We start from the raw sequence: 21,568 nt of genomic DNA on the forward strand, positions 1-21,568 counted from the left end.
ACCATTCTGGTTTGACGTGCGTCAATCGATTTCTATGGCCACCGACGCTATTCGCTAACAAGTGACAGGCCTAACATCGACATCAGCAGTTCTATTATTGTTTCTGCATCTTGTCAGTTGAGTGCCGCGGTAGATATTAAAGATAAGCTTATCAGCGAGATTATGCTGTATCATTGAAGACAACTTGAACCGTAGTTAATGTAATTACCAGCATGGTCGCACGCATTCGCACTCTGTCATCATCACAATGGATTCTCCTCGGATTACTTTTCGGCTTGATTGTCGGCTTGTTCTTTGGTGAGAAAGTCGGCTGGATGGAAGTGGTCGGCGAGGCCGTCATCATGCTGATGCAAATGACCATTATTCCTTATATTTTGGTATCGCTAATTGGCGGTTTTGGCTCTCTAACTCGCGAACATGCCAAGTTATTGGCGAGCAAAGCTGGCCTTGTGTTACTGATGCTATGGGGCATTGCGCTACTCACCATTTTTGCCATGTCACTGGCTTTCCCTGCGATGGAAAAGGCTTCGTTCTTTTCTAAATCGATATTCGCGGCTCCCGTTGAGCCCGACTTACTCAACATTTACATTCCTGCTAACCCATTTAAGTCGTTAGCCGATGGTTCTATTCCCGCGGTCGTGTTGTTTGCGATTGCCTTGGGCGTTGCTTTTATCCGCACAGAAGACAAAACCGATGTCCTGAACCTTCTAAAGGTGACCGGCAAAGGTCTCAATATTGTGACTAGCTATGCGCTAAAAACCATGCCTGTGGGGGTGTTTGCAATTACTGCCTCTGCGGCCGGTACCATGACGGTGAGTGAACTCAACAACTTGCAGGTATTCTTGTTGGGCTTTATTGCGGTGGGGTTGCTGCTGGCTTATATCGTGTTGCCTGCGCTCATTTCACGGTTAACGCCATTTCCCTGGCGAGACGTCGAGCAGGTCAGTCGAGATGCACTGGTGACGGCTTTTGTAACCGCCAACGTGTTGATTGTTTTACCCGTTCTGGAGAAGGGCTGTAAAGAGCTCTTTCGAAAGCATCAATTAGAGAAACAGCAAACGGAACAAATGGTGGATGTGCTAATCCCTATTGCGTTCAGTTTCCCCAATGCTGGTAAATTGATGGTGATCTTGTTCGTGGTGTTTGCCGGCTGGTTTGTTGGCAAACCCATTGATGTGATTGACATGCCGCAACTTGGGGTTACCGGCCTGTTGAGTCTGTTTGGTGCGGTTAACGTGGCGGTGCCATTCCTGCTCGATTTGATGCAATTACCTGCTGACATGTACCCGCTATTTTTGGTTGGTACTGTGGTGACGTCGCGGATGATGTCGATTGTTGCGGTCATGCATTTACTCGCGTTTGTGTTGCTGTCACTAGCGCTGATCCAAGGGCAATGGCGTCCTGTTGGCCAAGGTTTATTGCGCTTTGCTGGGATCGCGGCAGTTGGCGCAGCATTGTTTATTGTGCCGTTGCGCGGGCTGTCGCACTGGCTACTAAACCTCGAACAAACGACAAACCCACTGGTGGAAATGAAGCGAGTGGGGCGGGTGCCTGAGCAAGTTTATGCCAGCGTGCCCAAAAGCTACGAGGGTGGTCAGTATTCGTTAACTAATGTGGCCAATATTAAAAAGCGCGGGGTGCTGCGCGTCGGGTATCTGCCGGGTAAAGTGCCATTCTCGTACTTCAATCGTAGCGGCGAGTTAGTTGGTATCGATATTAATATTGCTCGCCATTTGGCGTACGATCTTGGCGTTGATGTTGAGTTCATCCCCTACCAAGGTGATCGATTAAAAGTGCCCCTTGCGCAGGGCTATTTTGACATTGCCGTTTCGGGCATTGAAATGGATTCCGAGAGCATTAATCAGATGCGCTTTAGCCCGCCTATTCTGACCCTTAATCTTGCCTTGGTGGTGAAAGATCACGATCGCCATGCCTATGGCAAATTGGCAGAAAAGGCGCGCATGGGCGATGCGACAGTTGCGGTTGCTCAACACAAGCGCATGTTACGTCGAATGCGTGACGACCACCCTAAAGTCAATTTTGTAGAGATCGAACATGAGCGGGATTTCTTTACCGGCAAATTCAAAGCCGATGCCTTGTTGATTAGTGCGGAAGAAGGCTATGCCTGGACACTGTTTTTCCCAAGCTATAACGTGGTGATCCCGAAAGATAAAACTCAATATCCGGTTGGTTTTGCTGTGGCTAGGCAGAACGAAGACTTACACCAGTACCTCAATAGCTGGGTGCAAATCCAGCGCGTTAATGGTTATTTTGATCGCCAATACGACTTCTGGATTTTGGGTGAGGGTGCCAAAACCAAAACGCCGCGATGGTCTATTTGGCGTGATGTGCTTGGGTGGGATGACGATAGTTCGATGGCACCACAATCTGAACCGAACACGCCTGAATTGGCCTCACCCGTTAATTAAGTTCGGTTTGAATCGCCGTTTGAGGCCGGTGCCGGCTTTGCTCTAATAGTTGCTGCACGTTAGCCAATATCGACAGTAGGCTTTCATGGCTTTCTAAGCTAGCGGTGGTTGCTGCAAAGTGAGTGGCCACTGATGCGCTACTACCATCTATCTCAATGCTTAAATACAGTTCGCTACGGAGTCGGCGAGCGTGGTTTAACGCAATATCAAATTCGGTTTTAGGCAGCAAAATGGTGAATTGAGCCGTTGCGGCATAGGCTAAAATGGCTTGCTCTGGCAACAAGGCTTGGCAGCAATTGGCGCATTGCAAAATCAATTGTTCGGCTTTTTGAATGCCATGTCGCTCAATCAATTGAGGATATTGACCGATTTCAAACTGAATGAGTGATAGTGGTTGTTTATGATCCTTTGCCTGCTGCAGAATTTTCTCACCCTGAGTTAATAAACCTCGGCGATTCAACATGTGGGTCAATTCATCGGTGCCGATCTGTTGCTCCAGGCGCAATCGATGACTTTGTTCGCTAGATAGCTCTTGTTCATTGCGGCTGATATTACGCGCCTGTTCATTCAAAATATTCACCATGGCGCCAATACTATTGCCTAAGTCATCTAGCTCGACGATACCGGAGCGTGTCGGTGCGACAAACGGTTGCCCAGGGCTCGCTTGGTAACTACTTTGTTGTAGCTCTTGGATTGGCGATGAAATACGCTGTGCCAATAACCCTGAACGATGCTGCACCAGCAAATAGAACAGCACGTAAAAGATAATCATCAAACCGATGGCAATGACACCTAATTCAATGGCCAAGGCATCCAGCTCATTGATACGCATGACCACTTGTTCGGCGTTGGTAATGCTATAGAGGCGCCAACCCGTTTCAACAATCGATTGGCTGGCTATTAGGTAGATTTCATCGTTGTGATCAACATAACTGGTGTAGTTATTCAGTTTTAGCATCTCACTAATGCTATTGCGAAAAGCTGAATATGGTAATTGGCTGATCAGGTATTCATCGGGTTTTTCATGGGTTTGGGTGACCACATCGTCATACGCGTGAGAGGTGAGCTCGCGGAGGTTTAGCAATTGCTGAATACCTGCAGACATGGCAATAATCCGGCCGTTTTCATCCACCAAAAACGACTCGCCAGAAAAGGGCAGTGCCAGTTGCTCTATTTGCTGAATCATTTTGTTGAGGGTGATATCCAGGCCCGTCACGCCTTCTAATAACTCGCCGTTGTAGATTGGTGCAATCGCCGACACCATCCAACCTTGGCCCGCCGGATCGAGATAAGCTGGCGTCCAGACTACCTGTTGCTCAGGATTATGCTGGTAATCCGCTAGGTAATAAAAGTTGTAATTGGGGATATGCATGTCTGCTGCAAATTGCAGATGTACATCGTCAATAAAGGGGTAGTAGCGGTTGATGTTGTCGTAACTATTGAAATAAGCCGCGTCGACCAGTTCGAGTTGATTAACAACAGCGGCAAAGAGTTTGTCGAACGACTCCGTCATTGCTGCTTTTTGCTGTGTTTCCGGATTGCTGGCAAATTGTTTGGAAACAAAAACACTGGCGCCGCCGTTGTCATGTTGTTTGGACCACACACCGTTGCTGGCGTAGTCAAATTGGGCGGGGCCGTTAGGTAAATATTGATGTTGTGCAGGGTTGCTGAAGGTCTGTTGCTGATCGGTTTGGATCAGCTCTAACGAGCGGCGTACTTCATAAAATCGATTGTTTAAGTCTTGCGCTCGCATGGCGAGGTGTTCGTAGACATTTTGCGAACGTTCAAACAACAGATCTTGTCGTGATTCGTCCGTGATTAAACCATTAACGATGAAGTACATGGCCAACAAGGCCAGCTCCAAAGTGAGTACCGGAATCAGAAATAATTTTCTGAAGTGGCGATTAATCAAAGCGTTGAGAGAAGCCAAAAGCAACTGTTCCCTAGTTAAATGCGGCATCGGTACTCGCGATGTTAAGCGAGTTCTTTAATCAACATAACACAAAAAAGCCCGTCTGCTAGGACGGGCTTTTCTTGTTTAGTTGGCACTCAATTAGCTGCTGGCTTTTTCGCGAGCAATGGCACGGTAGCCAATGTCGTTGCGGAAGTATGCCGTTGGCCACTTCACTTGATGCAGCAACTCATAAGCTTTCGCTTGTGCTTCGGTCACGTTTGCGCCCAACGCGGTGGCACACAATACGCGACCACCTGATGTGACGACCTGACCATCTTTCATCGCGGTACCAGCGTGGAACACTTTAGCATCGGCTTGGGCAGGCTCTGGCAAGGCGCTAATTGCGTCACCTTTCGGGTAGCTGCCAGGGTAGCCTTCAGCGGCTAACACGAGGCCAACCGCGGCACGAGGATCGTACTCGGCTGTTTTGCCATCGAGTTTGCCATCAATCGCGGCTAGGCAAAGCTCAACCATGTCTGATTGCATGCGCATCATGATAGGTTGTGTCTCTGGATCACCAAAGCGGCAGTTATATTCGATAACCTTTGGCGTGCCATCGGCCATCACCATTAACCCAGCGTAAAGGAAGCCGGTGTATGGGTGACCTTCTTTGGCCATGCCTTCAACTGTTGGCATGATCACTTCTGCCATGATGCGGTCATGGATTTCTTGCGTGACTACAGGTGCAGGAGAGTAGGCACCCATACCGCCAGTATTCAGGCCGGTGTCGCCATCACCTGCGCGTTTGTGATCTTGGCTGGTGGCCATTGGCAAAACGTTTTTACCATCGACCATGACGATGAAAGATGCTTCTTCACCATCGAGGAATTCTTCAATCACGACGCGGCTACCGGCATCGCCAAACGCGTTGCCGGACAACATATCCTTGATTGCGTCTTCCGCTTCAGCCAGCTCCATTGCGACGATAACGCCTTTACCGGCTGCTAAACCATCGGCTTTGATGACGATTGGTGCACCAACTTTACGAACGTAAGCAAGCGCTTCATCTACGTCGGTGAAGTTGCCGTAATCAGCGGTCGGGATTTTATGGCGAGCAAGAAAGTCTTTGGTGAACGCTTTTGAACCTTCCAGTTGAGCCGCCGCTTCGGTTGGGCCAAAAATGGCTAAACCTTCGGCTTGGAATGCATCAACCACACCAATAACCAGTGGCGCTTCAGGGCCAACAATGGTCAGGCCAACATTATTGGCTTTGGCAAACGCCACTAAAGCTGGAATATCGCAGGCATCAATCGCGACATTTTCCAATTTGGCTTCCAGTTCGGTGCCAGCGTTGCCGGGTGCAACATAAACGGTTTCTACTTGTGACGACTGAGCTGCTTTCCAAGCCAGAGCATGTTCGCGACCACCGCCGCCAATCACCAGAACATTCATGTTTGAATCCTTATTTTGCTAAAAAGCCCTGCGGCACGTTGGCATAACCAGTGGCAAGGCTGAATCAATTGGTAAAGCTGTTAATAGCAAAAGGGCAGCCAGGCTGCCCTTTTGTCATGTTAGTGACGGAAGTGACGCATGCCAGTAAACACCATGGCCATGCCAGCTTCGTCAGCTGCGGCGATAACTTCGTCATCGCGGATCGAACCACCGGGCTGAATCACTGCGGTGATACCCGCAGCCGCTGCCGCATCAATACCATCTCGGAACGGGAAGAAAGCATCAGATGCCATGACCGAACCGGCAACTTCCAAGTTTTCATCGGCGGCTTTAATACCAGCAATTTTGGCACTGTAGACGCGGCTCATTTGGCCTGCGCCAACACCAATGGTGGTTTCTTGCTTGGCATAAACGATAGCGTTTGATTTGACAAACTTAGCAACTTTCCAGCAGAACATGAGATCTTTCATCTCTTGCTCAGTTGGTTGGCGCTGACTAACCACTGTGAGTTGTTCTTGCGTGATCATGCCTTGGTCGCGATCTTGAACCAGCAAACCGCCGTTAACACGCTTGAGGTCGTAACCTGTGGTTTGGCTGTCCCATTGGCCACATTCGAGCAAACGAACATTTGGCTTAGCTGCAACAATTTGCGCTGCTGCGTCGCTAATGGCTGGGGCAATAATGACTTCAACGAATTGACGCGAAACGATAGCTTCGGCCGTTTCTGCATCGAGTTCGCGGTTAAAGGCAATGATGCCACCGAACGCCGATGTTGGGTCGGTTTTGAAGGCACTATCGTAAGCAGCCAGAATGGTATCGTCCGTTGCAACACCACATGGGTTGGCGTGTTTGACGATAACGCAAGCTGGGTGTTTGAATTCTTTCACACACTCAAGGGCAGCATCGGTATCTGCAATGTTGTTATAAGACAAAGCCTTACCTTGCATTTGCTTAGCCGTCGCAACCGATGCTTCAGCAACATCTGCTTCAACATAGAATGCGGCCGCCTGATGGCTGTTTTCGCCATAGCGCATGTCTTGCTTTTTGATGAATTGACTATTGAAGGTACGTGGGAATTTAGAGCCCTCATCACCTTCTTTGTTGTCAGCATAACTTGGCACCATAGTGCCGAAGTAATTTGCGATCATGCCATCGTAAGCTGCCGTGTGTTCAAAGGCGGCAATCGCTAAATTAAAGCGCGTGGCGTGTACTAAGGAGCCGTCATTAGCGTCCATTTCTTCCACAATACGGCCGTAGTCGTTGGCATTTACGACAATGGCAACGTCTTTGTGGTTTTTGGCCGCAGCACGCACCATCGTTGGACCACCAATATCGATGTTCTCAACCGCGTCTTCCAACGTACAGTCAGCTTTAGCGACTGTTTGTGCAAACGGGTACAAGTTCACAACCACCATATCAATGGCTTCAATATTGTTGGCTGTCATCACGTCTTCGTCGGTACCGCGACGTCCGAGGATGCCACCGTGTACTTTCGGGTGTAGTGTTTTGACTCGGCCGTCCATGATTTCTGGGTGACCGGTGTAATCGGAAACTTCCGTTACGGTCAGGCCTTCATCTGCCAACAAGCGAGCGGTGCCGCCGGTGGACAGAATATCTACGCCGCGAGCCGCAAGGGCACGGGCAAATTCAACAATACCAGTTTTGTCTGAAACACTGAGCAGAGCACGCCGTATCGGTCGTGGAGCTTCCATGAGTTGTACCTATTTACTGTGAATCTTGAATGCTAGTTTAGCGAGAAAGGAGGCTGGCTTTGCAGCCAGCCTAATACCATGAACCATCTTGCGGTGAGCAAGTCTTAGTTCATGCCATATTTTTTCAGTTTTTTACGCAATGTGCCGCGGTTCAAACCTAACATGATTGACGCTCGGGTTTGGTTACCGCGAGTGTGTGTCATGATTTCTTCAAGCAATGGGGCTTCCACCTCTGACAGCACTAATTCGTACAAATCATTGATGTCTTGACCGCTCAACGTTGCCAGGTAGTTACTGACAGATTGCTTCACCGACTCGCGAAGAGTTGGCTGGGCTGCTGGTGCGGTAGTCGTTTCAGTGGAGACTGTCTCAGTTTTAAAGTTATTTTCGAACATAAGTTAGTAAGCTCTTTGTTACAGCGGCTTTAATTGCAAATCGATAGATAAAAAAATCTCAACGCTTCCAGCTGCTCAGGTTCACTTTCAATCGCGTTGAAAGTGGCCCGAAACTGGCGTTGTTGATCAAAAGGTTCAGTGAACCATCCCACGTGCTTACGAGCGATTCGCATACCCTTAATCGGGCCATAAAAATCGTGCAATGCTCGCACATGGTTTTGTAACACCTGCAGCTGCTCCATAACTGGTGGCGCTGCAAGCTCTTCGCCGGTTGCCAAATAGTGCGCAACCTGCTGAAACAACCAGGGACGCCCTTGGGCGCCTCTGCCAATCATTACACCGTCCGCGTTGGTGTATGCCATCACCTGCTTGGCTTTTTGCGGTGAGTCGATATCGCCATTGGCGATAACCGGAATATCTATTGCCTGCTTTATGGCTTTTATGGTGTCGTACTCGGCTTCGCCTCGATAGGCGCAAGATCTGGTACGGCCATGCACTGTGAGTGCCTGAATACCTAAACGAGCGACGCGCTTAGCGATGTCTACACCATTTTTTTGCTGCTGGTCCCAGCCGGTTCGCATTTTTAGCGTCACAGGTACATCAACGGCGTCAACCACAGCAGCAACAATTTGTTCGACAAGCTCAGGCTCTTTCATTAAGGCTGAACCCGCGAGCTTCTTGTTCACTTTCTTGGCCGGGCAACCCAAGTTGATATCAATCAACTGAGCACCATTGGCAACATTGTGCTGTGCCGCATTGGCCATTAGCTCGGGTTCTGAGCCCGCAATTTGAACGGCTCTAATGCCGCTCTCACCACTGTGATCCATTCGTTGGCGTGATTTATCGGTTGCCCAAACTTGTGGGTTGGCCGATAACATTTCGGAAACCGCCAACGACGCGCCCCACTGTCTGGCCATTTGCCGAAATGGCCGGTCAGTTACACCTGCCATCGGTGCACAGATCACAGGATGCTTCAATTTGAAATCACCGATCTGCACGAAAAATCACCAGTCACTACCAAGGGGCGGCTATATTACGCCCTTTTTGTGCGGCTGAAAAGGTCAAATAGTATACCAATTTCTAGTTGGTCGATTGTGCTTTGCGCTGGCGCAAACAGTCGTGAATTTGTCGATAAAATAGCCATTCGTTGGCTATTTTTTTATTCCGTCGATACGCATCCACTGATCTTGTTCGCTGACTTGTAGATTTTCAAACTGATCTTGGTAGGCAGCTTTGACGCTATCTTGTTGCTCCATTAACAGGCCAGATAGGGCCAATTGCCCTCCTGTTTTAACAAGATCGCTAATCGTAGGTGCCAGCTCCTGTAATGGGCCGGCTAAAATATTGGCCACTAATACATCGGCCACTGGCAATTCGGCTTCGCCCGCCAAATGGAGTGCCAGCCTGTCGGCAACCTGATTGCGCTCGGCATTTGCTTGCGATGCTTGGATCGCTTGCGGATCGATATCGATGCCAATCACCCGCGCCGCGCCAAGCTTGAGCGCTGCGACCGCTAAAATACCTGAGCCGCAACCGTAGTCGATGACTGTTTTGCCGACAAGGTCGAGCCCATCGAGCCAAGTTAAACACAATGCGGTGGTTGGGTGCGTGCCGGTTCCAAAGGCTAGCCCAGGATCCAGCATGACATTGACGGCGGCCGGATCGGGGACTGGACACCAACTTGGGCAAACCCACAAACGGTGGCCAAATTTCATCGGCTTGAAATTGTCCATCCAAGCGCGTTCCCAATCTTTATCTTCGAGCGCTTCGAGTTTGTAGGTGAGTTGGCCAAACTGGTTTTGTAAGTAGTTCAGCGCAACGTCCATATCGGCACTGGCTTGCCATAGACCCATCACATCCGTTTCACCCCATAATCTGGTTTCTCCCGGCAGCGGTTCGAAGATTGGCGTGTCTTTTGAGTCGAGGAAGGTGACTGAGAGTGCGCCACATTCGCTCATTGCATCGCCAACGGATTCAGCGGTTGCCGATGTTGCATTCACGCGAAGTTGTAACCAAGCCATGATGGAGTCCTTATGGTGGAAGTTGCGGCGTGCATTGTAGCGAGGGCGATGTTCAACGCAAGGTTAAAGATTATTCTGTTGCGCTAATTGTTCCGAGAATTGATGTTCGAGCAGAAGGTTGCCGAAGTAACGACCTTGCACCAAATCGCAGCCAAGATGATGAAGCCGAACAAGGGAATCTTTATCGTCTACGCCACAAGCTAATACTTGGATATGCATTTTGTGGAGCATTTTCACCAGCGATTCAGTTACGCCATTAATAAGGCTGTCGCCATGGCAAAACTTGTCGTCTAGTCGAACTAATGTGGGTGGGCACTGTGACAATTGATTAAGCGCGCCTAACCCGTTGCCGAATCGATCTAACGCTATGCCAACGCCGAGTTGGTGCAGCACGTTGAGTTCCATTTGAAAGTTTTGAGCATGCTCAATATAAATTTGCTCATCAATAAATAAGCCAAAATGATTGGCAATCTGAGGATCGCGTCGGCAGCAGAGCACGACTTGGCGCAGTAATTCGGGTTGTTGCAAGGAGCAGCTCGCCCCCTGAATAAACAAACGGAAATTGGGGGGCATGGATCCGTGTTGCTGATCGATTAGATCGAGCACGTGCTGTAACAGCCATTCATGTAGTTGTTGCTGCATGTCTGGCGAGGCGATTTGTGCAGAAGCTTGATTGCCTTGCTCATTGACGGGCGCGCCGGGCCAATTGAGATGCGCTTGAAAGTAGGCTGGTCGTTGATCCGCGGTGGACCAAAACGGTTGGAATTGTAGCGACAAGGTCTGATGTGCAATGGCGCGCAGCAATGAATCTTCAACCAGTTGTTCGCCCGCTTGCTGCTGATTTAACGTGGCGTGGAAAAAGCAGGCTTTGCTGGTGCCAGAACGTTTAGCTGAATACATGGCCGCATCAGCTTCACGCAACAACTGATCGATGCTGCACTGAGGATCGGTGCAAACGGTAATGCCAACAGATAATCCCACTTGTGCTGTTTCTTTGCTTAGCTGCACGGGTTCATTAACGATGCTAATTAATTTTTCTGCCAATAATTTCAATTGGTGATTGTCGCCGGGCTCGGTGAGTAATACGACAAATTCGTCACCGCCAAATCGTGCCAACATATCGCTTTTTCGGATCAGAGAGGCGAGCCGCATGGCGACTTGTTGTAATAACTGGTCGCCTTTCTCATGACCGAGAGTGTCGTTGACCTGTTTAAATTTATCCAAGTCCATAAACATCACGGCTAGCGACTGAATATGGCGACCAAGCTGGCCGATGGTTTGTTGTAACGATTGCTCAAACATGGAGCGGTTATTCAATCCCGTCAACTGATCGTGTTGCGCAAGGCGCTGCAGTTCGTGAGTTTGTTGCAGAAGACGTTGGCGTTGCTCGAGTAGTTTTTCAGACAACTCATGACAAGCCGTTGCAAACAGGTGCGACTCATCGCGCAAAAACTTATTCTTGGCCGGTTTCACAGAGGGTAAGTTTGCGGTGGCTAACAGCGGCAGTTGCTTTGACTGTTTACTAAGGCGAAGTAAAGGCCGCCAAATCAACCCTATGGCCAATATGCAGCAGATGACCAGTGTTGCGACAATAAAGAGAGTGGTTTTTTGCCATACCTGCTGCACGCTGGTCATTGAGTGTTGTGTTGGCATTGCCACCCACAGCTCTGCTGGAACGCCATCGTTTTGTAGTGGCCAACGCCAAGTGGCTTGAGGACGATGTTGACCAACCAACACATAATGAGGCGGCAGCGGTAATTGAGAGGTATTTTGCTGAAGCTGTTCCGGCAATTCAGTGGTTTGATAAAACAGCTGATTGGGTTGTGAGCCAAGCCCCACCAACCATAAATTGGCCACGTGGCTAATATTTAATTTGGCCATCAATTCATCGATGACGATGTGCTGAATAATAAGCTGAACCGAACCGCTTTCGTGCATTGAGAAATACTGCAGCTCGCATTCGTCTTGGCAGTACCAGCGGCGATATTCTCCGCCATTTTTTAGTAACGCATTGACCCATTGTTTGGCATGTTGATCATCGGGTAGCGCTCGGCCTGCAATCAGTTGACCTTGGGAGCCAACCAACGAAGCTTGAAAGCCTAAGGCTAATTTTTCTAACGCGGTTTGATCTGACGCTAATGGCAGAAAGGCCTCAAGCTGGTTGGCCCGATCGGCCAGCAGGTTAAAGCCTTGCTTGGAGGCATTACGCAAGTCGGCAATCAGGTGTTGTTGCTCGGTTAGAATACGACGCTTGAGATCATCTTTACTTTCCGCTGACGCCCACAGCAACAATGCCAGCACAGCGATAGTGCTGGACGCTACCAGCACCACAGCTACTTGCCAACGAAGACTGACAAATGGCGGCTTGTATCGAAACCTCATTGTTGCATAGTCCTGCGGCTGAACGACCTTGTCAGCGCGATATCACTAAAAATTAACCAATCCGATAAGCGTAGAAGAGATCTGACCAATTCTCCAATTGACAATGACCAAGTGCTTGAACATTTATTGAAATCTGCCTGTTTCCCTTGTCATAGCAGTGCTTGCCACATCATTGGCGGGTAACAAATCGTTGCCTGCGGCAGAGTTATGGCCGTGGCTTTGATTGATATTGTCGTTGTGCGATGTGACCTAGGTTAAAGAAAAAAATGTGTTAACGAATTAGGTTAGCCGGTTCGACTTGATTGATGAGCGTTGTTAAAACGACAACAGGATCAACGCATTGCCATTATGAGCGAATGAATTACAGCGCTGCGCTGCTGTAACTTATTTGTAGCTCAGGCTGCATCTTTTGAGTTGGTACTTTGCAGGGTTGCCCCCTGTTTTGATGCGAATGTTAGAAGGAAAGCAATCAGATGAAACTGATTACCGCCATTATTAAACCATTCAAATTGGATGATGTGCGCGATGCGCTCGCCAACGTGGGTGTGCTTGGCTTAACTGTGTCCCAAGTGAAAGGATTTGGGCGTCAAAAAGGTCATAACGAGCTCTATCGTGGAGCTGAATACCAAGTCGACTTTGTTCCTAAGTTGCGCTTAGAAGTAGCCGTGGCAGCTGATCGTGTTGATCAAGTTGTAGAAGCCATTTCTCTGGCTGCCAATACTCACAATATTGGTGACGGCAAGATTTTTGTTACCTCTATTGAACATGTCGTGCGGATCCGTACCGGTGAAACCGACCACGACGCTCTATAAGTCGCGCTTTATAGGAACCTAGAAAATGTTAAAAGTTGTTTTATTTGCCTGTGCACTCATGGGCGTGTCGGGTGTTGCGCATGCTGAAGATGCGCTCAATGGCGGTAATACCGCTTGGATCCTAACGTCAACGGCGCTGGTGCTGTTCATGACGTTGCCAGGTTTGGCCCTGTTTTATGGCGGCTTGGTGCGCTCTAAAAATATTCTATCGGTACTGATGCAGTGTTTTGCCATTGCTTGTATTGCGTCAGTTTTATGGTTGCTGGTGGGTTACACCATGGCCTTTGGCGAAGCGACCAATGGCTTTGTTGGTGCTTTCGATCACTTATTCTTTGCTGGTCTCACAGAAGACGCACTTAATGGTGATATTCCGGCTTCGTTATTTGCCTTGTTCCAAATGACGTTCGCCATTATTACTCCGGCACTGATCATTGGCGGTTTTGCGGAACGTATGCGTTTTTCTGCCGTTGTGATTTTCTCTGCACTATGGCTATTGGCGGTTTATGCGCCGATTACTCACTGGGTATGGGGCGGTGGCTGGCTCGGTGAAATGGGCTTACTCGATTTTGCCGGCGGTACTGTCGTTCACATTACTGCGGGTGTTGCCGCACTCGTTGCCGCGTTGGTACTGGGCCCTCGTAAAGGCTTCCCTACCACTCCAATGCCTCCACATAACCTCACCATGACCGTGTGTGGTGCCGGTATGTTGTGGGTCGGTTGGTTTGGTTTCAATGGCGGCTCGGCATTGGCTGCCAATGGCGATGCAGCAATGGCGATGACCGTGACGCACATTTCTGCCGCGGCAGGCTCTTTGGCTTGGATGGTCATGGAGTGGGTGAAATACGGCAAGCCTTCAGTATTGGGTATCGTCACGGGTATGGTGGCGGGCTTAGGTACCATTACCCCAGCTTCTGGTTATGTTGGCCCAATGGGCGCATTGGTGATTGGTTTAACTGCCGGTGTGGTGTGCTACTACGCGACCCAAATGATTAAGCGAAAGTTAAAGATCGACGACTCGCTGGATGTTTTTCCGGTGCACGGGGTGGGCGGTATTTTAGGAACCTTGCTGGCCGCGGTGTTTGCATCGTCTGAATTGGGTATTTTCAGTGGCCAAGGCTTGGCTGAAGGCATGACGATTAGCAGTCAGTTTGTGGTTCAGGCGACCGGTGTGGTGGCAACATTTGTTTATACCGCCGTGGTGACTTGGGTGTTACTGAAGTTAGTCAGCGTGTTTGTTGATCTGCGCGTGACTGCTGACGAAGAAACACAAGGGTTGGATTTAGTGCTTCATGATGAACGCGGTTACGATCTGTAATCGAAGCACCTAAATTTTCGCTGATAAAAAGCCGGGTACGCCCGGCTTTTGTGATCTGGTATTGGTTTTTCTTATTTGGCTAAATTGGCCTGTATGATCAGTGACGCAGCTATAATAAAGGCTGCTGTTGAATCACAACTGGTGCTGGCGGTGTTTATCAATACTCGTTAGACCAGTCTTGCTGGTTGGCACCCTGTATTCGTGGGGTAAGCGTGTTAATCTGTCCGCTTCAAACGACAAACATGTGCTTGCCTTTGTTCATCTTTAGGTAACGTACGATTGGGAGCTATCATGAACCTCAAAGTAACCGTGTTGTATTTCAGTGATGCTGATTTGCGATTGCGTGATGAAATCTTGGAGCTTCACGTTGGCGATGGCGGCCGAGCGATCATTCCGCTGAGCTATAAAGAAGGCAAACAAATCATTGCTGTTCTGGCTGGTGAATGCCACTTACTTAATCGTATCGGTGATCGCGTATTGCCATTGTCATCGGCCTCGATTGCTGCTGAAGTCGATTTCGAATAATCAGCAAGCCTCTTTCCATTTCTTGTCAATCAAGCTGGAGCCGCGCAAGTGCCAGCTTGCGCTGATGCCAACATCAAATTTTCATTGCCATGTTGGTTGCCTAAAAAACAAAATTAATTATTCAATTCCGCACCGCATTCCCATACCTTATTGCCTAAACGTATCGAGAACTTCTGTCTCGATACGGCAAGCTACATATTTATTGATATTTCATGCATAAATAGTCGAAATGCCATGGCAACACTGTACAATGGGCGGCTATTTTTGATTGATATTTCGACACTGGCCCCCATGTTCATTATCTGGGCTGATTGATGGGCCTATAGTTTTCATCGAATGTCACCTGAACACCTTTTGATACGGCCATTCAGTCGTATCGTTTAGCTCTCGTTCAATGATGAATTTTGACAAGGTAATCACCGAACCGGTCAGCACTGTTTCCAATGGTGCAGTACCAAGGACATGATTCTTCGTTTCAAGGTTGGCGAGAGTCGCTGGAGCAGTTTTACTGCCAATTAACTCTCATAAAATTAAATAGCAGATAAAAGTAGGACGACCACATGGCAAATATACTTGAGCAACTCAAGCAAGTGACGACCGTGGTAGCGGACACTGGAGACGTTGATGCGATTGCCCGCTTCAAGCCGGAAGATGCAACTACCAACCCATCTTTGATCCTCAAAGCAATGGCGCTAGATACTTATCAGCCATTGCTCAGCGACATTTTAGCGTGGGCCGCAGAGCAGACGGATAACGATGAGCAGGCGGTTTCGCTGGCTGCCGATAAACTGATTGTTGCCATGGGCCAGGAAATTCTCAAGCAGGTTCCGGGCCGAGTATCGACCGAAGTTGATGCACGTTTGTCATTTGATACCGAAGCAAGTGTAGCCAAAGCTCGCAAGCTGATTGCCATGTACGAAGCCGCAGGCACTAGCCGTGACCGAGTGTTAATTAAATTGGCATCGACTTGGGAAGGTATTCGGGCAGCAGAACAACTTGAAAAAGAAGGGATCAAGTGTAACCTGACGCTGTTGTTTAGTTTTGCGCAAGCTCGAGCTTGTGCCGAAGCCAATGCTTACCTGATTTCACCTTTCGTAGGCCGAATTCTGGATTGGTATAAAAAAGCAAACCCGGGCACAGACTACCAAGCGGCTGAAGAGCCTGGCGTAGTAGGTGTTTCCGCGATTTATAAATATTATAAAGAGCATGGATACAACACCATCGTAATGGGTGCCAGCTTCCGAAATGCTGGTGAAATCATTGCGTTGGCTGGTTGTGATCGCTTAACCATTAGCCCTGCGCTGTTGGAAGAGCTGGAAAGCATGGAAGGTACTCTCGAAACTGCGCTGACACCCGTGGCGGCCAGCCAAGAGAAGCCTGTCCAAATGACTGAAGCCGAATTCCGTTGGGGCCACAATGAAGATGCCATGGCAACTGAAAAGTTAGCCGAAGGGATCCGTGGTTTCACCGTTGATCAAGGCATTATGGAAGACAAGCTGCTCGCTGGCGTTCAGGCAGCAAGAAAGCAGTAAGATAAGAGGTTCTCATGCAATCCCGTAAAGATTTAGCAAATGCCATCCGTGCGTTAAGTATGGATGGTGTGCAAAAAGCCAATTCTGGTCACCCCGGCGCTCCAATGGGCATGGCCGATATTGCAGAAGTGTTGTGGAATGACTTTTTAAACCACAACCCAACCAATCCAGATTGGTTTAACCGCGACCGCTTTGTGTTATCAAATGGTCATGGCTCAATGCTGATTTATAGCCTCCTTCATTTAAGCGGTTATGATCTTGGCATTGACGATTTAAAACAATTCCGTCAGCTTCATTCGCGTACCGCTGGGCACCCAGAATACGGTTATGCTCCGGGTATTGAAACCACCACTGGCCCTCTTGGCCAAGGCATTGCTAATGCTGTTGGTTTTGCTACGGCAGAAAAAATTCTGGCGGCAAACTTCAACAAGCCTGACTTCGATGTGGTTGATCACTACACCTACTGTTTCTTAGGTGATGGCTGCATGATGGAAGGTATCTCCCACGAAGTTTGTTCGTTGGCGGGCACCTTGAAGCTTGGCAAGTTGATCGCATTTTACGATGACAACGGCATCTCCATTGATGGTGAAGTTGAAGGCTGGTTTACCGACGACACGCCTGCACGTTTCCGCGCCTATGGCTGGCAAGTGATTGAAAATGTCGATGGTCACGATCCTGAAGCTGTTGCCGCCGCGATTACCCTAGCGCAAGGTGAATCCGACAAGCCCACCATGATTTGCTGTAAAACAGTAATTGGGTTTGGCTCACCAAATAAAGCCGGTAGTCATGACTGTCACGGCGCGCCGTTAGGTGCTGACGAAATCAAAGCGTCGAAAGCCGCGTTGGGTTGGCAGTATGGTGATTTCGAAGTTCCTGCTGAGATTTACAACAGCTGGAATGCCAAAGACGCGGGTACAGAAAAAGAAGCGGCTTGGAACTCTCTGTTCGAAGCTTATGCTGCTCAATACCCTGCAGAAGCCGCAGAATTAAAGCGTCGCGCTGCTGGCGACTTACCTGCCAACTGGGAAGATGTTTCGACTCAGATGCTGGCTAAATTTGCTGCTGAGTCAAACAAAGTTGCATCTCGTAAAGCTTCGCAAAATGTATTGGATGTGATTGGTGCTGAACTACCTGAACTGTTGGGTGGCTCTGCTGATCTGGCGCCATCAAACCTGACGTTCCACAAATCGTCTAAGTCTATTACTGCTGATGATGCCGCTGGTAACTACTTGCATTATGGTGTGCGTGAATTTGGTATGAGCGCCATCATGAACGGCGTAGCCCTGCACGGTGGCTTCATTCCTTACGGTGCCACCTTCTTGGTGTTCATGGAATATGCACGTAATGCACTGCGCATGGCGGCATTGATGAAGCAGCGCTTGGTTCACGTATATACCCATGACTCCATTGGCTTGGGTGAAGATGGTCCAACCCACCAACCGGTAGAGCAAGTGGCAAACATGCGCCACACACCGAACCTAGACACTTGGCGTCCATGTGATGAGTTTGAAACGGGCGTAGCCTGGAAGACGGGTGTTGAGCGTAAAGACGGTCCTACTGCATTGGTTCTGTCACGCCAAGGTCTATCGCCGATGGCGCGTTCTGCTGAACAGCAAGCAGCCGTTGCTCAAGGTGGTTATGTCCTCGTCGATTCAGACGCTACGCCAGAAATTATTCTGATCGCCACTGGCTCTGAAGTTGAATTAGCGGTGAATGCGGCTGCGACGCTCACTGAGCAAGGTAAAGCGGTACGCGTCGTTTCAATGCCGTGTACCTCCGTGTTCGATGCACAAGATGCAGCCTACAAAGAGTCAGTCTTGCCGGCGGCTGTCACCAAGCGTGTTGCAGTTGAAGCCCTTCATGTTGATTTTTGGTGGAAGTATGTTGGTCTGAACGGCAAAGTCATTGGGATGAGCACTTACGGCGAATCTGCGCCTGCAGGTGACTTATTCAAGCACTTTAATATTACTGCTGAGGCAGTGGTTGAAGCAGCAAATAGCCTCTAAGCTACTAACGCTGTTTCGCATAAAAGGCTGCCTGCGGGTGGCCTTTTTTATATCCAAGAATGGATACTTTGCCACAGACACATGGAAGAGCCAGAGTGGTGATGCCGTGTTTGTACCCATCTATTGTAAAAGGAGTGTGTCGCTTGAAATTGGATATGTTTGTTGTTGATGCCTTTACTCATGAACGGTTTAAAGGCAATCCTGCTGCGGTGGTGTTACTCACCGATTGGCTTGCTGCTGCTTGTATGCAAAACATTGCAGCAGAAAACAATTTATCTGAAACGGCGTTTATTAAGCAGGTTGCTGGCAATACTTATGATATACGCTGGTTTTCGCCGAACACGGAAATAGATTTTTGTGGCCATGCAACGCTCGCGGCATCATTTGTACTGTTTTCCGAATTCGGTGTGACGGGCGAGTTGTGCTTCCAAACTCAAGACGTGGGTAATCTTATTGTGTCTTCATCGGATGGCAGGATGTTCGACATGAGCTTCCCTAACCAGCAGCCAGGGTTACTCGCAACCGCACCTCAAGCGCTACTGCAAGGCTTGTCAATTAAACCCAAGGAAGTGCTACGCAATCGCCAGGCCTATTTTGCCGTAATGGCCTCTGAAGATGATGTCAAAGCGGTGAGTTATGAACGTAGCGAAATTGAAAAACTAGCACCATTCGACGTGGTAGTGACAGCTCGCTCAGATAACCATGACTTTGTGTCTCGCTACTTTTGGCCCGCTAATGGTGGCGATGAAGATCCAGTCACAGGCTCTATTCATGCCGGACTAGCCCCGTATTGGGCTGACAAGCTTAACAAGCGCCAGCTGACGGCCTATCAGGCATCGCCTCGTGGCGGTTTGCTATATTGCAGGGTTAATGGCGAGCGCGTCATGGTGTCAGGTGAAGCAGTGCTCTATCTCAGAGGGCAAATCGACATTGACTCGGTACATGAACAGGAAGAAGCCAGATGACATTAGCTCAACAGGTTTGTGAGGCATGTCGCGCTGATGCGCCACGCGTGACCGACGCAGAAATTAGCGAATGGTTACCACTCATAGCCGCTTGGCAGTTAGACGCCGAAGACGGCATTAAGAAGCTTTCTCGCCAGTTTAAATTTGCTAATTTTGTGGATGCGATGAGCTTCGCGGGACATGTGGCTGAATTGGCTGAGGCCCATGGGCATCACCCTGCATTACTGGTTGAATGGGGCAAAGTGACCGTTACTTGGTGGACTCACAAAATTAAAGGGCTTCATAAGAATGATTTTGTGATGGCGGCAAAAACCGATGCGATTGCGACAGGCTTGTGTCAATGAAAAAGGTCAGCATCTGATGAATGCTGACCTTATCTCTGATCCTTGCTCATGATTAGCCCCGTTGCTGAAGTGGGTTTCGCTGTGGTTTTATCCACAAGCTAAACGGGGTGTCTTCCAGAGCTTTGCTGAAATGACCGTTCACTTTTATTTCCTCCAATTCATAAAGAGCCCATTGCTCGAATTGAATTATATTAAAAGTTGATATAGATCACATTATTTTTGATTAAAAAACGAACAGGCAACTGGAAACAAATCACAACACTTGCCGATGCGCTTGTCTATTTAATCAATCACCCTGCTCTAAACTTAGCTGGATCACACCGGTGGCTTTTAGATCTTCTTGCCAGCTATAACTTTCAACAATGTCGGTTGAGTGATTGGGCAACAAGGATTCGCTCATTGCTTTTTTCAGGCTTTCTTCCATGTATTGATAGCCGCGAACGCCTGCGCCCGTCACGATCACTCGCTCTGGATCCAATACCGTAATGAGGTTGGCAATGCCCAAGCCTAATACCCGGCCTGCTTGATCAAATATACGCTGTAGCGCTTCGTTGCCATTTTCCATTTCATCGAGAATGGCCTGCATTTGCGCTGCTGTCGGCCGATGATTATCGGACATTGGCAGGTGCATGATGGTGGCAGCATCGCGATATAACGCGTAATCGCCAGAGTACGCTTCAATACATCCGCGTGCGCCACAACGACATTGTGGCCCTTCCAAATTGAATTTGACGTGGCCAAACTCTCCCGCCGCGCCGCGAGAGCCCGAGTAAAGTTGACCATTGATTAATGCGCCCATGCCCACGCCTTGACCGAGCACAATGCTGACCAAGTTGGTGTCTTGGGCGTAATTGTTCAAATGACGTAAGGCAAGCGCGACTATATCTGAATCATTGGCGATAGCGACTGGAACACCAAAGCGCTCAGCCAAAGGCTGACAGATTTGAACATTCTTGATGGACAGCGCTGGGCTCCAGGTGATGATACCGGCCTCGCTATCAACGGGCCCTTGCATTGCAATACCAATAGCGCTTAACCGACTGCGCTCGATGCCAGTAAATGCTAAGAAGTCATTGATGCCGTCTATGACTAAGGTGATGAACTGTTTTTCATCGAGGCGGTCGAGTTGAATTGCCACACTGTGGGTTTCTTTGAGGTTGCCTTTGAGATCGCCAAGGACAAAAGCAAGCTGATTCACCGAGGGCAAAATACCAATCACGAACGCCGCTTCTGCGTTCAAGTCGATATTGACTTTGGGTCGCCCACGCCCCTGATGGCCTTCTTGCGGGGCACTACTTTCCTTTAAAAAGCCAATACTGAATAAATCTGACGTGATCGCGGTTACCGTCGCTGGACTTAAACCGGTGATCTCACATAGTTCTACACGAGCGAGAGGCCCGTGGGTGCGCAGCGCGGCAATAATTTGCTTGCGGTTTGCTGCCCTAATTTGCTCTGTATCTGTGATTTTTTTCATACTGGTTCTTTATAAAGTGGCCTTAGTCGATTTTTGTTCGGGCTACGCTCGATTAACAAATAGCGTCATGGTTTGTGTGGGTACAAAGAGCATGTATAGCGACCTTCGCTTTGCTAACGGATTTATTTTTTATTTAATTCGCAGTCCTAACTTTGTTGTAACTTGAATGCTGACAGACTGCAACGGGAGTTTTGTGACCGCTCGGGCAAAAAAAACCCAGACCTATGGTCTGGTGTGCCGTCCTAAAATAAGTTGACGGTTTTTATTAAGCCAGCGTTCCTTCAACGCTGGCTTTTTTGTGCACTTGTTC

Annotated in this window: 16 protein-coding genes; 8 read left to right on the top strand and 8 right to left on the bottom strand. The window is 48.9% G+C overall.

All coding sequences use genetic code 11. The annotated features are described in order from the left end of the window. Window positions 1-212: 212 nt before the first annotated feature. The gene (locus K0504_RS03445; RefSeq protein WP_220102745.1) at window positions 213-2,429 is read left to right on the top strand and encodes a cation:dicarboxylate symporter family transporter; all 2,217 of its coding nucleotides are present in this window, start codon (window positions 213-215) and stop codon (window positions 2,427-2,429) included. Here K0504_RS03445 and K0504_RS03450 read toward each other — a convergent pair. From K0504_RS03450 to K0504_RS03480, 7 genes are all read right to left on the bottom strand, one after another. After that, complete coding sequence (locus K0504_RS03450; protein WP_220102746.1) at window positions 2,422-4,359, bottom strand: sensor domain-containing diguanylate cyclase; 1,938 nt, start codon at window positions 4,357-4,359, stop codon at window positions 2,422-2,424. The two genes, K0504_RS03445 and K0504_RS03450, sit on opposite strands and share 8 nt — an antisense overlap. A gap of 123 nt (window positions 4,360-4,482) precedes the next feature. Beyond that, window positions 4,483-5,775: a phosphoribosylamine--glycine ligase gene (gene purD / locus K0504_RS03455; RefSeq protein ID WP_220102747.1), complete on the bottom strand. Its 1,293-nt coding sequence runs from the start codon at window positions 5,773-5,775 to the stop codon at window positions 4,483-4,485. 119 nt (window positions 5,776-5,894) lie between these two features. Next, entirely contained in the window at window positions 5,895-7,487 is a 1,593-nt protein-coding gene (gene purH, locus K0504_RS03460; RefSeq protein WP_220102748.1) for a bifunctional phosphoribosylaminoimidazolecarboxamide formyltransferase/IMP cyclohydrolase, read from the bottom strand. A 104-nt stretch (window positions 7,488-7,591) separates the two neighbouring features. Further along, window positions 7,592-7,882 (bottom strand): DNA-binding transcriptional regulator Fis, encoded by a 291-nt coding sequence (gene fis / locus K0504_RS03465; protein WP_220102749.1) that lies wholly within the window; start codon window positions 7,880-7,882, stop codon window positions 7,592-7,594. A 29-nt stretch (window positions 7,883-7,911) separates the two neighbouring features. Continuing rightward, window positions 7,912-8,880, bottom strand: coding sequence for a tRNA dihydrouridine synthase DusB (gene dusB / locus K0504_RS03470; RefSeq protein WP_220102750.1), 969 nt, complete (start codon window positions 8,878-8,880; stop codon window positions 7,912-7,914). Between the two features lie 153 nt (window positions 8,881-9,033). After that, the gene (gene prmA, locus K0504_RS03475; RefSeq protein WP_220102751.1) at window positions 9,034-9,903 is read right to left on the bottom strand and encodes a 50S ribosomal protein L11 methyltransferase; all 870 of its coding nucleotides are present in this window, start codon (window positions 9,901-9,903) and stop codon (window positions 9,034-9,036) included. A gap of 63 nt (window positions 9,904-9,966) precedes the next feature. Then, complete coding sequence (locus tag K0504_RS03480) at window positions 9,967-12,285, bottom strand: GGDEF domain-containing protein (protein ID WP_220102752.1); 2,319 nt, start codon at window positions 12,283-12,285, stop codon at window positions 9,967-9,969. Between the two features lie 473 nt (window positions 12,286-12,758). Between K0504_RS03480 and K0504_RS03485 the strand changes: the two genes are divergently transcribed. The 7 genes from K0504_RS03485 (at window position 12,759) to K0504_RS03515 (ending at window position 19,784) form a co-directional block, all read left to right on the top strand. Then, window positions 12,759-13,097, top strand: a complete 339-nt coding sequence (locus K0504_RS03485; protein WP_220102753.1) for a P-II family nitrogen regulator — start codon at window positions 12,759-12,761, stop codon at window positions 13,095-13,097. Between the two features lie 25 nt (window positions 13,098-13,122). Next, window positions 13,123-14,412 carry an ammonium transporter gene (locus tag K0504_RS03490; protein ID WP_220102754.1) on the top strand — a complete coding sequence of 430 codons (1,290 nt, stop codon included), beginning with the start codon at window positions 13,123-13,125 and terminating at the stop codon, window positions 14,410-14,412. 291 nt (window positions 14,413-14,703) lie between these two features. Continuing rightward, entirely contained in the window at window positions 14,704-14,937 is a 234-nt protein-coding gene (locus K0504_RS03495) for a TIGR02922 family protein (protein WP_220102755.1), read from the top strand. Between the two features lie 560 nt (window positions 14,938-15,497). After that, window positions 15,498-16,469, top strand: a complete 972-nt coding sequence (gene tal / locus K0504_RS03500; RefSeq protein ID WP_220102756.1) for a transaldolase — start codon at window positions 15,498-15,500, stop codon at window positions 16,467-16,469. Between the two features lie 14 nt (window positions 16,470-16,483). Further along, window positions 16,484-18,475, top strand: a complete 1,992-nt coding sequence (gene tkt / locus K0504_RS03505; RefSeq protein WP_220102757.1) for a transketolase — start codon at window positions 16,484-16,486, stop codon at window positions 18,473-18,475. Between the two features lie 143 nt (window positions 18,476-18,618). Further along, window positions 18,619-19,440, top strand: a complete 822-nt coding sequence (locus tag K0504_RS03510) for a PhzF family phenazine biosynthesis protein (RefSeq protein ID WP_220102758.1) — start codon at window positions 18,619-18,621, stop codon at window positions 19,438-19,440. Further along, the gene (locus K0504_RS03515; RefSeq protein ID WP_220102759.1) at window positions 19,437-19,784 is read left to right on the top strand and encodes a 4a-hydroxytetrahydrobiopterin dehydratase; all 348 of its coding nucleotides are present in this window, start codon (window positions 19,437-19,439) and stop codon (window positions 19,782-19,784) included. The genes K0504_RS03510 and K0504_RS03515 overlap by 4 nt, the downstream gene beginning before the upstream one ends. Window positions 19,785-20,070: 286 nt before the next feature. On the opposite strand, the gene K0504_RS03520 is transcribed toward K0504_RS03515, so the two are convergent. Then, window positions 20,071-21,258: an ROK family protein gene (locus tag K0504_RS03520; protein ID WP_220102760.1), complete on the bottom strand. Its 1,188-nt coding sequence runs from the start codon at window positions 21,256-21,258 to the stop codon at window positions 20,071-20,073. Window positions 21,259-21,568 lie beyond the last annotated feature (310 nt).

This window comes from Neiella holothuriorum, assembly GCF_019457915.1.
Classification (GTDB): domain Bacteria; phylum Pseudomonadota; class Gammaproteobacteria; order Enterobacterales; family Neiellaceae; genus Neiella; species Neiella holothuriorum.